Below are 14,870 nucleotides of genomic sequence, written 5' to 3'. Positions count from 1 at the left end.
CGATCAATATCCCATCAGCGCGAGCACTTCCTTGCGGCTGCGCTCGTCCTCGCGGAACACGCCCATCATCCGGCTGGTCACCATGCCGACGCCCGGGGTGCGCACGCCGCGCGCGGTCATGCAGGCATGGGTCGCCTCGATCACCACCGCGACGCCGTCCGGATGCAGCGCGTTCCAGATGCAGTCGGCGACCTCGGCGGTCAGCCGTTCCTGCACCTGAAGCCGGCGCGCATAGGCATGGAGCACGCGGGCGAGCTTCGAGATGCCGACGACGCGGTCCTTGGGCAGATAGGCGATCGACGCCTTGCCGATGATCGGCGCCATGTGATGTTCGCAATGCGACTGGAACGGGATGCCTTTCAGCAGCACGATCTCGTCATAGCCGCCGACCTCCTCGAACACGCGGCTGAGATGGTGGCGGGGATCCTCGGCATAGCCCTGGCAATATTCCTTCCAGGCGCGGGCGACGCGGGCCGGCGTGTCGATCAGCCCCTCGCGCGTGGGATCGTCACCGGACCAGCGGATCAGCGTGCGGATCGCCTCCTGAACCTCGTCCGGAACGGGAATCTTGGCCGGGGGAGCCACGATGTCGCCATCGTCGGTGCCGTCGTGAATGTCCGCCATGAATTCCGTCTTTCCAATCCAGTTGTAGCCCTGTCCGACGATGACGCTACGGCATGCGGCTTTCGCGCTCAAACCGAGTGTGACATCGCCGTACCGCCTTTCAGAAAAAGCGCCCGGAAGCCTCGCGTTCCGCTCGCTATTCCCGTTGACGGCTCGATTTTACGAGCGTTAGTTGACGTTCATACAAAAGCAATGAGCAGCCACTGCGATGGCTGCCAGCGTCTTTCTCAGGAGGGGGTGCATCCCATGAAAAAGTTCGAACTGCTCGCAGCGTCGGCACTGACCATTTTCTTCGCCGCGCCCGCGATGGCTCAGGACAGCTCGCAGGGCGACGCCGAATATAGTTCGGCGAACGATATCGTCGTGACCGCGACGCGCCGCAACGAAACGGTGCAGGAAGTGCCGATCGCGATCACCGCGGTCAGCAACGAATTGCTGGAAAATGCCGGCGTTCAGGATATTCGCGGGCTCGAGCAGCTGGCGCCGTCGCTCCAGACGACCACCGGCCAGTCGGCGGCGACCGGATCGTCGCTGTCGATCCGCGGCATCGGCACTGCCGGCGACAATCCCGGGTTCGAGCCGGCGGTCGGGGTGTTCATCGACGGCGTATTCCGTCCGCGCGCGGGCGTCGCGCTGTCCGAGCTTCCGGAGCTGCAGCGGGTCGAAATCCTGCGCGGCCCGCAGGGCACGCTGTTCGGCCGCAACACCTCGGCGGGCGCACTGTCGATCTTCACCGCGCAGCCTGCGTTCGAGTTCGGCGGCTATGTCGAGGGCAGCTATGGCAATTACAACGCCTATGAGCTGGAAGGGGCGATCACCGGTCCGGTGAGCGAGCAGCTCGCGCTGCGGCTGGACGCCGGCTATCGCAAGCGCGACGGCTATATCAACGATGCCAATTCCGACCGCGCGATCAACGATATCAACCGCTGGAACGTCCGCGGCCAGGCGCTGCTCGACAGCGGCGATGTCACGCTGCGCCTGATCGCCGACTATTCCTCGACCGACGAGGATTGCTGCGGCGCGATCAGCGTCGCGCGCGGACCGCTGAACGCCGCGATCAACGCGGTGACCGCGCCGCAGGGGATCATCGGCAGCTATGCCGGCGACGCGCTGACGATCGGCGGCATCTCGTACACGCAGAATCCCGAGCACCGCACCCAGGCGATTTCGCCCAATCGGGGCTATGGCGAGCGGGTACGCGATTACGGCTTTTCGGGCGAACTGAACTGGGATCTGGGCAATGTCACGCTGACCTCGATCACCGCCTATCGAGTGTGGCGCGCGACGCGCGACCAGGACATCGATTTCGCCGGCATCGATCGCGCCTATCGCAGCGGGTACAAGACCGGGCTGAACGACTTCACCCAGGAAATTCGCCTGCAGGGATCGGCCGGCATCCTCGACTGGCTGGTCGGCGGCTTCTACCTGAACGAGAAGCTGACGCTGCGTGACACCGTCAACATCGGCAATGACGGCAATCGCTATGTCGACACGGTGTTCGCGGGCCAGCTGGCGCCGGCATTCGGTCGGCCGCTGCAGTTCTATGGCTCGCTCGGCCCGTCGGTGCCGCTGTTCGGCCAGGCGATCCTCAACCCGGCGGTGCCGCCCGCAGGCTTCGGCGCGCTCGCGCCGCTCGTCGCCTGCTTCCGGGCGCAGGCCGGCACCGGCGCGCCCGGTGCGTGCCAGATCCCCAATTATCCGACCGCGGTGATCCCGGGCCTGGCGGCGTTGGTCACCAGCCCGCTGCCGGGTGCGCAGCCGGGGCAGGGCAACAATCCCGACCTGTTTACGGTCAACACCAATGCCTTTGCGGCCTTCACGCACAATATCGTCAACGTGACCGACAAATTCTCGGTCACGCTGGGCGCGCGGTTCAATTACGAGAAGAAGGACCTGGACGCGTCGATCAACAACAACACCGGCAGCTGTACCTTCTTCAACCAGGTGCGGGCAGGCGATCCGGCGGCGACCGCCTATGCCAATTTCCTGCGCAACGTGCCCGGGCTGTTCAACAACCTGTTCCTGCTGAGCTGCAACCCGGCGATCAACACCGAATTCAACGGGAATTACGCGCACAGCCAGGACGAGAGCAAGGTGACCGGCACGGTCAAGCTGGCCTACAAGGTGTCGCCGAGCTTCCTCGCCTATGCCAGCTATGATCGCGGCTACAAGTCGGGCGGCTATAATCTCGACCAGGCGACCTTCGACTCGGTGCTGCTGGGTGGCAATGGCGCGCAGGGCAGCGACCTGGCGTTCGGATCGGAAACGGTCGATTCGTTCGAGGTCGGCTTCAAGTCGAGCTGGGGCCGTGCCTTCACGCTGAACGTCGCCGGCTTCTACGGCAAGTACAAGGACCTGCAGAACCTGGTGTTCAGCGGGAACAACTTCGTCGTCCAGAACATCGATTCCTCGACCTCGAAGGGCGTCGAGGCCGAGGCGACGATCCGTCCGTCGTCCGACTTCACGGTGCGGCTGGGCTATACCTTCCTCGATGCGAAGTATGACGCGTCGAACAACTTCACCGGCACGCCGCTGGCGGGGCTGGAAGGTCGTCAGATCCAGAACCAGCCGCGCCATGTCGTGACCTCGACCGTGACCTGGCAGCCGCAGATCACCAGCGGGTTGAAGGGCCTGCTCCATGTCGACGCCCGTCTCAACAGCGAGACCGAGATCGTCGGCATCAGCCCGCTGAACGCCGATCGCGGCATCGTCCGCAACCCGGCCTATGCGCTGGTGTCGGCGCGGGTCGGGCTGCAGTCGAACGACGGCAATATCCGCGGCGAGTTCTTCGTCGAGAACCTGACCAACCAGTTCTATTACGTCACCGGCTTCGCCGTGCCCGAGCAGAACGGCAATTATGCCGGCTATCCCGGCATGCCGCGCTTCTATGGTGTCCGCGCCCGCTTCGGCTTCTGACGCCGACCGGACTGACCCGAATGCAAAAAGGCCGGGGAGCGATCCCCGGCCTTTTCGTTTGTCCGCCGTAGAAAGACCGGCGTGAGGATCAGTTCTTCTCGAAGGCGACGGTGATCGTCAGGTCGACCGCGTCCGAGACCATCGGAACCGCATAGCCGACATTGAATTCGCTGCGGTTGATGCGCGTAGTCGCGGCAAAGCCGACGGTCTGCTTCTTCGACATCGGGTTGGCGCCGGCACCGGTGAACTCGGCCTCGAGCGTGACCGGGCGAGTGACGCCGTTCAGCGTCAGGTCGCCGGTGATCACCGCACGCGTGCCGCGCGGCGAGACGCGCTTCGACACGAAGCGGGCATCGGCCGGGTTGGCGCCGAAGAAATCGGGGCTCTTGCCGGCCTCGGCGGGCTTCAGCAGGTGCGCGGTCAGGCCGGCGCTGGCAGTCGTCACCTTCGACACCGGGATGGTGATGTCGACCTTCGACTCGGCCAGCTTCGCCGGATCGATCGTGAGCGTTCCGGTGGCGCTGCCGAACAGGCCAAAATAGTCGTTGAAGCCGAAATGGTTGACCTTCCAGCTGATCAGCGTGTGGTTCGGATCGACGGTGTAGGTTCCGGCGGTGACGCGTGCCGGATCCTTGGCGCCGGGCAGGGCGGCGTCCTGCTGGGCGACGACCGGGGCCGCGATGGCGAGGGCGGCAATAATGGCGAAGTTGCGATAGCGCATGACGGCTCCAGTCCGAGAAAGAAGGAGCCCTATGTCAGCGTGAAATTGATGGCCGTCAAATGACGAGTGCGAAACACTGGGTTTCGCGGAAAGATATCAACCGCCGATAAGCTTGCGCCACCAGGGATCCCGCGACGGCGGATGCGGAACGCCGGCGAGACGCTGCTCGACATGGTGCGCCAGCTCGCGGAGGTCGCCGGCGCGCCGGCGATACTCGTCGGGCGCGACGTTGGAGCCCATCTGGCCGCTCTCGATCCGCTCGGCCGATCTTTGAGCGTCGTCCGCCGACCGGTTGAGCTGGTCGGGCAGATCCTCGAGCACTTCTGGATCGGCCGCTGCCAGCGCGTCGACCAGCAGCCTGGCGCTGTCGACATGGCCCGCATTGGCGGCGACGCGCGGGGCGTTCAGGCCGATCTCGGCGCCGAGATCGAGCAGTTGCGCGGTACGGCGCGCATCGATCATGCTTGCGGCGGCGACGATCGCATTGCTGGCATCCACGCCGCGCTCGATCAGCGCATCGGCAAGCGCGTCCTGGCCAAGGAGCAGGGCATGGTCGAGCAGGTTGCCGCCGCCGATATAGCGTTCCCCGATATCGCAGCCGCGCGCCTGCAGCTGCTCGATCAGGACGAGATCGCCCTGGGTTGCGGCGTGATTCAACGCGAGATGGCGAAGACGCGCATCGGTGGCGATCGAACCGTTGGCCAGCGCAGCGCGCCAATCGAGGATCGTCGAGCGGACCAATGCGGTCAGTCGGTCCGCCAGCGCGGGGTTGGTCGACCGCACCGTCTCGATCGCCTCGGCCATCTCGTCGCCGGCGGCATAGGAGTCGTCTTCCGGCTCGAACGGGTCCTGGACCAGGCCGAGCAGGCGGAAGAAGCCGGGCACGTCATCGGCGATGCGGGCGATCGAATCCTCGTGCAGCCGCAAGGCCCAGGCAGGGGGCAGCCCCTGCATATAAGCGACCACCGCGCCATAATCGGGCCCGTCCTCGAGACAGACATAGAGCCGGTCGAGATATTCGAAGCCGCCAAAGGGCAGGTAGCGCAGCTGTCCCTGCGCGATCATCGCGTCGTCGGCTTCCTTCGCCAGCTCGGCTTCGTGATCGATCCAACCCCACAGGTCGTGATAGCCGTCGCTTTCGGGATAGAAGAGCTCGTTGCAGGAAAAGCCCGCAACCGTCCCGTTGAAGTCGATCGACAGCGCATAGTCGAGCCGCCCGCCAAAGGCGGTGCGCCACAGCGCGATCAGGCCCGGGGGCAGGGGGCGGCCGACGCGAGCCTCGACCTCGGCAATCTGATCGTCGGTGATCGGGGGCTGGGCCTGGAGGATCAGCCTGTCCTCGAACACCCGGATCGCGGGGGCGGCACCATCAACTTGCTGCGACACGCATGGGCTCCTCTTACCAAGGCGAGGATGCCGTGCGCTGGTTCAGGTGTCGACAGCGCACCAAGCGAATGGACGCGGGAGCGGTGCGACTTGCCGTGGCGTCAAAGAAAAAGCCTCCCCTCTGGCGAGGGGAGGCTTTCAGTCCCGGTCGCGCCGGGAAAGCGCGATCGATCAGTTCTTGTCCTTGTCGACCAGCTTGTTCGCGCCGATCCAGGGCATCATCGCGCGCAGCTCGGTGCCGACCTGCTCGATCGGATGCGCGGCCGCCGCCTTTCGCGACGCCTTCAGCTCGGGCTGGCCGGCGCGGTTGTCGAGCACGAAGTTCTTCACGAAGCGGCCCGACTGGATGTCGGCGAGGACGCGCTTCATTTCCTTCTTGGTCTCGTCGGTGATGATGCGCGGGCCGGTGACGATGTCGCCATATTCGGCGGTGTTCGAGATCGAGTAGCGCATGTTGGCGATGCCGCCCTCATAAAGCAGGTCGACGATCAGCTTGGTCTCGTGCAGGCACTCGAAATAGGCCATTTCGGGGGCGTACCCGGCCTCGACCAGCGTCTCGAACCCGGCCTGGATCAGGTGGGTGATGCCGCCGCACAGCACGGCCTGCTCGCCGAACAGGTCGGTCTCGCACTCTTCCTTGAAGTCGGTCTGGATGATGCCCGAACGGCCGCCGCCGACGCCCGAGGCGTAGGCAAGGGCGACGTCATGGGCGTTGCCCGAGGCGTCCTGATGGATCGCGATTAGGCAGGGCACGCCGCCGCCGCGAACATATTCGCTGCGCACGGTGTGGCCGGGGCCCTTGGGCGCGATCATGATCACGTCGATGTCCGCGGGCGGCTCGATCAGGCCGAAATGCACGTTCAGGCCGTGCGCGAAGGCTAGCGCCGTTCCGGGGCGCATGCGGCCCTTCAGGTCATTCTCCCAGATCGCGGCCTGATGCTCGTCGGGAGCCAGGATCATGAGGATGTCGGCCCATTCGGCGGCTTCGGAATTGGTCAGCACCTTGAACCCGGCGCCCTCGGCCTTCTTGGCGGTGGCCGATCCGGGACGCAGCGCGATGGCGATGTCCTTCACGCCGCTGTCGCGCAGATTCTGGGCATGGGCATGGCCCTGGCTGCCATAACCGACGATGGCGATCTTCTTGTCGGAGATCAGGTTGAGATCGGCATCGCGATCATAATAGACACGCATGGGCTTCCCTTTCTTTCGCCGGTTCTAGGCGAGGCTGGCAGAGACCGGCTATTTGCCTGGTCGAAATGAAGACTGGGGACCGCATTTCAGTCCCGGTCCTCCCCGGATGGGGAGAGGATGGTTCAGGCGGCGTCGCGGCCGCGCGAGATGGCGACGACGCCGGTACGGGCGACCTCGACCAGGCCGACTTCGCCCATCAGCTCGACGAACTTGTCGATCTTATCGGTTCCGCCGGTCACTTCGAACACGAAGCTGGAGATGGTCGCATCGACCACGCGGGCGCGGTAGACCTCCGCCAGGCGCAGCGCCTCGATCCGGTGATCGCCGGTGCCGGCGACCTTCACCAGTGCGAGCTCGCGCTCGACATGCGGGCCGGCGGCGGTGAGGTCGATCACCTTGTGCACCGGCACCAGCCGGTCGAGCTGGGCGATGATCTGTTCCATCACATGCGCCGATGCGCTGGTGACGATGGTGATGCGGCTGACCGCGCGGTCGTCGCTGATCTCGCTGACCGTCAGGCTCTCGATATTATAGCCACGCGCGGTGAACAGGCCGGCAATCCGGGCGAGAATGCCCGGCTCGTTGTCGACGATCACGGCAAGCGTGTGCCGTTCCTTCACTTCTTCCTTGATGTGCATGATCTGCTTTCAGCGAGTCCGGGGGGCGAGGGGGATGGGCGAGACGACGGCGCGGGTCACACCAGCGCCTTCGCTTCGTCGTCCATCTCGCCCGACACGGCATTGCCCTCGAGCAGCATCTCGGTATGCGCGGCGCCCGACGGGATCATCGGCAGGCAGTTGGCGAGCTTCGCCACGCGGCAGTCAACGATGACCGGGCCCGGATGATCGAGCATCGCCTGGATGCCGGGTTCCAGTTCGTCGAGCGTGTCGATGCGCAGGCCCTTCCAGCCATAGGCCTCGGCCAGCTTCACGAAGTCGGGCAGCGCGTCCGAATAGCTTTCCGAATAGCGCGACTGATAGGTCAGTTCCTGCCACTGGCGAACCATGCCCATATATTCGTTGTTCAGGATGAAGATCTTGACCGGCAAGCGATATTGGGTCGCGGTGCCGAGCTCCTGGATGTTCATCTGGATCGACGCTTCGCCGGCGATGTCGATCACCAGCGCATCGGGATTGCCGAGCTGCGCGCCGATCGCGGCGGGCAGGCCATAGCCCATCGTGCCGAGACCGCCCGAGGTCAGCCACTTGTTAGGGTCCTCGAAGTCGAAATGCTGGGCGGCCCACATCTGGTGCTGACCGACCTCGGTCGTGATGATCGGCGAGCGATCCTTGGTCGCCGCATGCAGCGCGCGGATCGCCCGCTGCGGCATGATCACGTCCTTGCGATCGGGGAAGTCCAGGCAACGCCGCGCGCGCCAGCCGTCGATCCGGCTGTTCCACTCGGTCAGGTCGGGCTTGGGATGGCCGCGCGATTTCCACGCCTCGACCATGTCGGCTAGCGCCGAACCGCAATCGGCGATAATCGGCAGATCGACGCGGACATTCTTGTTGATCGACGAGCGATCGATATCGATGTGGACCTTGCGGCTGTTCGGGCTGAACGCGTCCAGCCGGCCGGTCACGCGGTCGTCGAAGCGCGCACCGACCGCGATGATCAGGTCGGCGCGGTTCATCGCCATGTTCGCTTCATAGGTGCCGTGCATGCCCAGCATGCCCAGCCACTGGTCCGACGCCGCCGGAAATGCGCCCAGGCCCATCAGCGTCGAGGTGACCGGCGCGCCGGTGAGCGCGGCGAGTTCGCGCAGCAGGCGCGACGCCTCGGGCCCCGAATTGATCACGCCGCCGCCGGTATAGAAGACCGGGCGCTCGGCTGCGGCGAGCATGTCGACCGCTTCCTGGATCTTGTCCGTGTCTGCCTTGGTCTGCGGCTGATAGGTCGCGTGACGGATCGGTGCGTTGGATCCGACCCGCGCGGTCGCGACCTGAACGTCCTTGGGAATGTCCACCACGACCGGGCCGGGACGGCCGGTAGTCGCGATATGGAATGCCTCGGTGACGACATCGACCAGCTTGGCCGGGTCCTTCACCAGATAATTATGCTTGGTGCAGTGGCGCGTGATGCCGACCGTATCGGCTTCCTGGAACGCGTCGGTGCCGATCAGCGCGGTCGGGACCTGGCCGGTCAGCACGACCATCGGGATCGAATCGAGCAGCGCATCGGTGATGCCGGTGACGGCGTTGGTCGCCCCGGGACCCGAGGTGACCAGCACCACGCCGGGCTTGCCGGTCGAGCGGGCATAGCCCTCTGCCGCATGGGTCGCCGCCTGTTCGTGGCGCACCAGGATGTGCTTGATCCGGTCCTGCTTGAACAGCGCGTCGTAAATCGGAAGGACCGCGCCGCCCGGGTAACCGAAGATGACTTCCACACCGAGATCGCACAGCGTCTCGATCAGGATGTCTGCTCCGCTCTTCTCGGTCACGCGTGCCTCCTAGGTGTTGCGGTGCGCCCATAGCACCGCCGGAGCGAGGCTGCTAGTCGCACTAAAATGATGCGTCAAGCCTTAAATCGACAATAATCTTTCAATCGACTCGATATTATTGGAAATATCTGTCTCGCCCGTTCGTTGCCAGGCCACGGGGGGTTGTCCCCGGAACCACGTATATTGCCGCTTGGCATATTGGCGGGTCGCAATCCGCGCCCGGGTTGCGGCCTCGTTGCGATCGATCCGGCCGGCCAGCCAGTCGGCGATCTCGCGCACGCCGATCGCGCGGCGCACCGGGGCGTTGGGCGCCAGATCGGTGCGGGCTTCCAGCGCGCGGACCTCATCGATCGCGCCGCCGTCCAGCATCGCCTCGAACCTGGCATCGGTCCGCTGGATCAGCCAGTCGCGATCGGGAAGCAGGATCATCGCCGACAGGTCGATCCGGTCGCCGATCCCGCCCTGACGCTCGGCCTGCCAATGCGCGATCGGCAGGCCGGTGGAGCGGACCACTTCGAGCGCGCGCGCGACGCGGGTGGTGTCGCTGGCACGAAACCGTGCGGCCGCGGCGGGATCGAGGCGGACGAGCTCGGCATAGGCCTCGGCCACCGGCAGGGCGCGGACCTGCTCGCGGATTTCCGGCTCGATCTCGGGGACGGGCGCGATCCCCTCGATCAATGTCAGCAGGTACAGGCCGGTGCCACCGACGAGGATCGGCAGGCGGCCGGCGGCATGGGCGGCATCGATCTCCGCGCGCGCCTCGCTTGCCCAGCGCGCGGCGGAATAGATGTCGGCGCCGTCGATATGACCGAACAGCCGGTGCGGGACACGCGCTTCCTCCTCGATGCTGGGGCGCGCCGACAGGACGCGCAGATCGGCATAGACCTGCGCGGAATCGGCGTTGATCACCGTTCCGTGGTGCTTCTCCGCCAGCGCGATCGCCAGCGCGGACTTGCCGCTGGCGGTCGGCCCTGCGATGAGCGCGACCTTCGGAAGATCAGGGGTACCCATGTTCATCGCCACCCTCATAGCAGACCGCTTGCCCGCGGGGGACCTTTCCTCGGCCACCGATCGCCTGGCGGCGGCAGGATGCGCACCGGGCGAGATGAGCTGGATCGACGAGGGCGTGGCCGCCGATATCGGCTTTGCCCATCATCCCGATGCCGCGCGCGGGGCGTTGGAAGGGGCGTTCGGCGGTACCGATGTGGTGGTCCAGCCCGCGGCGGGCCGGGCCAAGGCGCTGCTGGTTGCGGACATGGACTCGACGATGATCACCGTCGAATGCATCGACGAACTGGCCGACTATGCCGGGATCAAGCCGCAGATCGCCGAGGTGACCGAGCGGGCAATGCGCGGCGAGCTGGATTTCGCCGCGGCACTCGACGCGCGCGTCGCGTTGCTCAAGGGACTCGAGGAATCGGCGATCGACCGCTGCCTCGACGAGCGGGTGCGGTTGATGCCGGGGGCCGAGGCGCTGGTGAAGACGATGCGCTCGCGCGGGGCGCTGACGATCCTGGTGTCGGGCGGCTTCACCCGTTTCGCCGATCCGGTCGGCGGGCGAATCGGGTTCGACCGGATGATCGCCAACCGGCTGCTGATCGAAGGCGGCGCGCTGACCGGTGAGGTGGGCAAGCCGATCGTCGATAGCGGGACGAAGGAAGCGACGCTGCTGGCGGCGATGGCCGAGCGCGGGCTGGAGCCGCACCAGACGCTTGCGGTCGGCGACGGCGCCAACGATCTGGCGATGATCCGCAAGGCCGGTCTGGGCGTCGCCTATCATGCCAAGCCGATCGTCGCCGCCGCGGCCGGCGCGCGGATCGACCATGGCGACCTGACGACATTGCTGTACGCCCAGGGCATTGCCCGCCGCGACTGGGCGGTTCCGGCCTGACCCGCGAAGCACCCCGAACGGTCGCAAATTTGCCCGAATGTGGGGGTCTAGGAGGATGACGCGCATCGGGCCTCTCCCGATCGTCATGGCGGGGTCGGGTTGCGTTCGACGATGAGTAGCGGCGAGCAGCTGACCATGCGGGAACGGATCCGGGCGAAGCTCGGCCAGCGCGGGGCCGCGTTCGTGCTGGCGATCGGCATCGAGCTGCTGCTGATCCTGATCTTCCTGTTCGCGCTGATGCCCAAACCCGAGCCCAAGCTCGGCGCGCCGGACACGCTCGCGTTCGATGTGAGCGGCGCGGACGCGGATAGCGAAGCCGATTCGAGCGAGACGAAGCAGGCCGAGCAGAAAGCTCCGACCAAGTCGTCCGAAAAGCTGGTCGAGGAGCGACCGGTCCCGCCCGATGTGACGCCGCCGCCCGAAGCGCCGCCGACACCGCCCGTGCCCAAGGCGGATGTGCTGTGGCTGCCCAAGCGGGACTATGCCGCGACGGATGTCGGTCGGCAGCAGTCAATCAAGCCCGATGCCACGGCGGTTGCGGCCGCATCGCCTGAAAGCGGGCGGATGCCAGGCGACAGCCAGATCGTCGGTCAGGCTCCGAATGGCGAACCGCTCTATGCCGCCGAGCTCCTTCGAGTACCAACTGCGGCCGAGCTTGATCTCTATAGGCCAAAGAAAGTCGGTCCGGGCTGGGGGGTCATTGCCTGCCGGATGGCGGCTAACAATCGGCTTGAAGACTGCACGGAACTCGCCGATTATCCCCGAGGCTCTCGCTATGCTGGGGCGGTGCGACAGGCGGCTTGGCAATTCCGGGTTCGGCCACCGCGCGTCGGTGGTAAGCCTGTACTCGGTGTAATGGTGCGAGTCCGCATCGAGTACCGCGATATGAACCGAGCAGAGGATAGCGCACGATCGGGCGACTGAACGGTCGCACCGATCCCCGTCTGCTCCCTGTTTTCTCCATTAACCCAATCTTATTCCGGCGCTGCCATCCTTCGATCAGGATCATTGAATTCGAGGGGATACATGCGCGTCCTGGCGATGGCATCGCAGAAAGGCGGGTCTGGCAAGACCACGCTGAGCGGGCATTTGGCTGTGCAGGCACAGCTTGCCGGCAGTGGCCCGGTCGTACTGATCGACATCGACCCGCAAGGGTCGCTGTCCGATTGGTGGAACGAGCGCGACACGGAATATCCGGCGTTCGCGCAGACCACGGTCGCGCGGCTGGCGGCAGATCTGGAGATCCTCCGCCAGCAGGGCTTCCGGACCGCAGTCATCGACACGCCGCCGGCGATCACGATGGCGATCCAGAGCGTCATCCAGGTCGCCGAGCTGATCGTCATTCCGACGCGGCCGAGCCCGCACGACCTGCGCGCCGTGGGCGCCACGGTCGATCTGTGCGAACGCGCCGGCAAGCCGCTGATCTTCGTGGTCAACGCAGCGACGCCGAAGGCGCGGATCACCTCCGAGGCTGCGGTCGCGCTGTCGCAGCACGGCACGGTCGCGCCGGTGACGATCCATCACCGCACCGACTTCGCCTCGTCGATGATCGACGGGCGCACGGTCATGGAAACCGATCCCAAGGGCAAGTCGGCGGCCGAGGTTGCCCAGCTGTGGAACTATGTGTCGGACCGGCTGGAGAAGAATTTCCGGCGCACGGTCTTTTCGGTCCCCTCGACCCCGGTCAGCCAGTTCGGTGCGCGACAAACGGGCGGTGGCTTCGGCCGCCGGGTGGTGAGCTGAGATGAGCGGCGTTAACAAACCGATCGCATCGCTGTCGTCCAGCCTGCTCGCCCGCAAGGGCCAGGCGCGCCCGGCCATGCGCCCGCAGGGGTTCGTTCCCCACCTGTCGTACACCGGCGAGGATCTCGGCTGGAACGACATGGGTGAGGATCGCAGCTATCCGCCGCAGCCGATGCTGGCCCCGGCGCCCGTCGCGCCGGTTGCGGCTCAGCCAATACCCGAGATGGTGCGCCAGCGCGTGGTGCTGGAGGAACAGCTGACGCCCGAAGTCGCGCCGATCGCGGACACGCCGGTCGCCGCAAAGTCTGAGGACGACGTCGAGCAGCCCGCGCCGTCGTCGGTGCAGCCGCAGATCCTGGCCCGGATGATCCGCGATGCGCAGGTCGCCTCGCGTGCACGCACCGACAAGGCCAGGGCGGCGTTCACGCTTCGGCTCGACCAGAACCGGCACCTGCGCCTGCGCCTTGCCTCGGCCGTGACCAACCGGTCGGCGCAGCAACTGGTGACCGAGGCGCTGGACGCGTTTCTCGAGTCGCTTGCCGAGATGGATGCGCTTGCCGGCCAGCTCGACATCACGACCAGCCATTGAGGGGATGACGATGAAACGCCGCACCCTGATGCCGATCGGTCTCTCGATTCTCGTCCTGTCCGGCGCGGTGGTAGGAGCCGGCCTTCCGGGCATGATTGCGACCGCCGCGTCCAGTGAAAATCCGAAAAAGGCAGCCAGCGAAGCCCAGGCCGCTCGCAAGGCGATTGCCCGGCGCAATGCGCAGAGCGCCATTCCCCGCGCCGAGGCAGCGGTCGCCAACGCGCCGCAGAATGCCGAGTATCGCGCGCTGCTGGGCCAGGCCTATCTGCTTGGCGGACGGTTCGCTTCGGCACGGACCGCTCTGGGCGAGGCATTGAGCCTCGACCCGTCCAACGGCGGTGTCGCGCTGAACTATGCGCTGGCCCAGATCGCGCAGGGCGACTGGGCTGGCGCGCGCTCCACGCTCGACACGCATCAGGCGACGATCCAGGTCGGGGACCGCGGACTGGCCTATGCGCTGGCCGGAGACCCCGTGAAGGCGATCGAGATCCTGGTGCCGGCGGTGCGTGCCGCCGATGCGACGGCCAAGACCCGGCAGAATTATGCGCTGGCCCTCGCACTTGCCGGACGCTGGCAGGACGCGAAGAACGTCGCGGCGATGGATGTCCCCGGCGATCAGCTCGATGCGCGGATCATGCAATGGGCCAGTTTCTCGCGTCCGACCAATGCTTATGACCAGGTCGCCGCGTTGCTCGGCGTACGCGCGGTGGAGGATCCGGGACAGCCGATACAGCTGGCGCTGGCACGCCAGCCGGCAATGGCGGCGGCAAAGGCGCCCGATCCGATCGACGCCTATATGCCCGGCAAGGCGGACGCTGAGCCCGTCGCAGTCGCCGCCGCGACACCTGCCACCAGCGTGGCCCCGCCGGCCGATAGCGCCACCCAGCTCGCAGGCACCGGCTCATCGGTGGTGTTCGGCCCGCGAACCGAGGTCGTTCAGGCAATTCCGGCTCGTACGCCGGCTCGCGCACCGGCCATACGCTCGGCCGTTGCCGCGCGTGCACCGGTCGCGGCGGTGCGCGTGGCGGCGGCCCCGGCCAAGGGCGACTGGGTGGTCCAGCTGGGCGCATTTGACAGTGCCGAGATCGCCCGTGACGCGTGGCGGCGGACAACGGCGCGGGTGCCGGCACTTGCACGCTACACACCGAAGGGCATGACTGTCCGGACCTCGGGTGCGACGCTGTACCGCCTGTCGGTCGGCGGCTTCGCCCGGGCGGATGCGGTGTCGCTGTGCACGACGGTGCGGAGCCGGGGCGGCAACTGCTTCGTCCGCGCGCAATCGGGCGATCAGGCGGCGAACTGGACCGCGGAGCGGCGCTCGACGCAGGTCGCTGCGCGCTGATCCAGCATCCAGGTCGATTGCGAAAGG

The 14,870-nt window shown here is 66.3% G+C and carries 13 protein-coding genes; 6 read left to right on the top strand and 7 right to left on the bottom strand.

The features are described 5' to 3' along the window. Positions 1–3: 3 nt before the first annotated feature. Positions 4–624, bottom strand: a complete 621-nt coding sequence (folE, locus tag ACZ1H8_RS00285; RefSeq protein WP_110149190.1) for a GTP cyclohydrolase I FolE — start codon at positions 622–624, stop codon at positions 4–6. 246 nt (positions 625–870) lie between these two features. Here folE and ACZ1H8_RS00280 point away from each other — a divergent pair, with 246 nt between their 5' ends. Continuing rightward, the gene (locus ACZ1H8_RS00280; protein ID WP_110149191.1) at positions 871–3,540 is read left to right on the top strand and encodes a TonB-dependent receptor; all 2,670 of its coding nucleotides are present in this window, start codon (positions 871–873) and stop codon (positions 3,538–3,540) included. Positions 3,541–3,628: 88 nt separating this feature from the next. Here the strand turns inward: ACZ1H8_RS00280 and ACZ1H8_RS00275 are convergent, their stop codons facing one another. From ACZ1H8_RS00275 to miaA, 6 genes are all read right to left on the bottom strand, one after another. Beyond that, positions 3,629–4,261 carry a YceI family protein gene (locus ACZ1H8_RS00275; protein ID WP_465179413.1) on the bottom strand — a complete coding sequence of 211 codons (633 nt, stop codon included), beginning with the start codon at positions 4,259–4,261 and terminating at the stop codon, positions 3,629–3,631. Positions 4,262–4,357: 96 nt separating this feature from the next. Beyond that, positions 4,358–5,647, bottom strand: a complete 1,290-nt coding sequence (locus tag ACZ1H8_RS00270; RefSeq protein WP_465179412.1) for an SMI1/KNR4 family protein — start codon at positions 5,645–5,647, stop codon at positions 4,358–4,360. Positions 5,648–5,818: 171 nt separating this feature from the next. Beyond that, positions 5,819–6,838: a ketol-acid reductoisomerase gene (ilvC, locus tag ACZ1H8_RS00265; RefSeq protein ID WP_110149194.1), complete on the bottom strand. Its 1,020-nt coding sequence runs from the start codon at positions 6,836–6,838 to the stop codon at positions 5,819–5,821. A 122-nt stretch (positions 6,839–6,960) separates the two neighbouring features. Further along, a complete protein-coding gene (gene ilvN / locus ACZ1H8_RS00260) occupies positions 6,961–7,476 on the bottom strand; it encodes an acetolactate synthase small subunit (protein WP_110149195.1) in 516 nt (171 codons plus the stop codon). Between the two features lie 56 nt (positions 7,477–7,532). Beyond that, the gene (locus tag ACZ1H8_RS00255) at positions 7,533–9,278 is read right to left on the bottom strand and encodes an acetolactate synthase 3 large subunit (protein ID WP_465179411.1); all 1,746 of its coding nucleotides are present in this window, start codon (positions 9,276–9,278) and stop codon (positions 7,533–7,535) included. 81 nt (positions 9,279–9,359) lie between these two features. After that, positions 9,360–10,289, bottom strand: coding sequence for a tRNA (adenosine(37)-N6)-dimethylallyltransferase MiaA (gene miaA, locus ACZ1H8_RS00250; RefSeq protein ID WP_465181451.1), 930 nt, complete (start codon positions 10,287–10,289; stop codon positions 9,360–9,362). On the opposite strand from miaA, the gene serB reads away from it, so the two are divergent. From serB to ACZ1H8_RS00225, 5 genes are all read left to right on the top strand, one after another. Beyond that, positions 10,288–11,169, top strand: coding sequence for a phosphoserine phosphatase SerB (serB, locus tag ACZ1H8_RS00245; RefSeq protein WP_465179410.1), 882 nt, complete (start codon positions 10,288–10,290; stop codon positions 11,167–11,169). The two genes, miaA and serB, sit on opposite strands and share 2 nt — an antisense overlap. A gap of 111 nt (positions 11,170–11,280) precedes the next feature. Beyond that, positions 11,281–12,093, top strand: coding sequence for a hypothetical protein (locus ACZ1H8_RS00240; RefSeq protein WP_465179409.1), 813 nt, complete (start codon positions 11,281–11,283; stop codon positions 12,091–12,093). A gap of 102 nt (positions 12,094–12,195) precedes the next feature. Continuing rightward, positions 12,196–12,912, top strand: a complete 717-nt coding sequence (locus ACZ1H8_RS00235; protein ID WP_465179408.1) for an AAA family ATPase — start codon at positions 12,196–12,198, stop codon at positions 12,910–12,912. 1 nt (position 12,913) lies between these two features. Then, positions 12,914–13,501, top strand: a complete 588-nt coding sequence (locus ACZ1H8_RS00230) for a hypothetical protein (RefSeq protein ID WP_465179406.1) — start codon at positions 12,914–12,916, stop codon at positions 13,499–13,501. A gap of 10 nt (positions 13,502–13,511) precedes the next feature. Continuing rightward, entirely contained in the window at positions 13,512–14,843 is a 1,332-nt protein-coding gene (locus ACZ1H8_RS00225; RefSeq protein WP_465179405.1) for an SPOR domain-containing protein, read from the top strand. Positions 14,844–14,870 lie beyond the last annotated feature (27 nt).

Source organism: Sphingomonas sp. BL-S-25, assembly GCF_055521555.1.
Note: the sequence above shows the minus strand (reverse complement) of the source record. Positions and strands in the feature narration are given on the sequence as shown.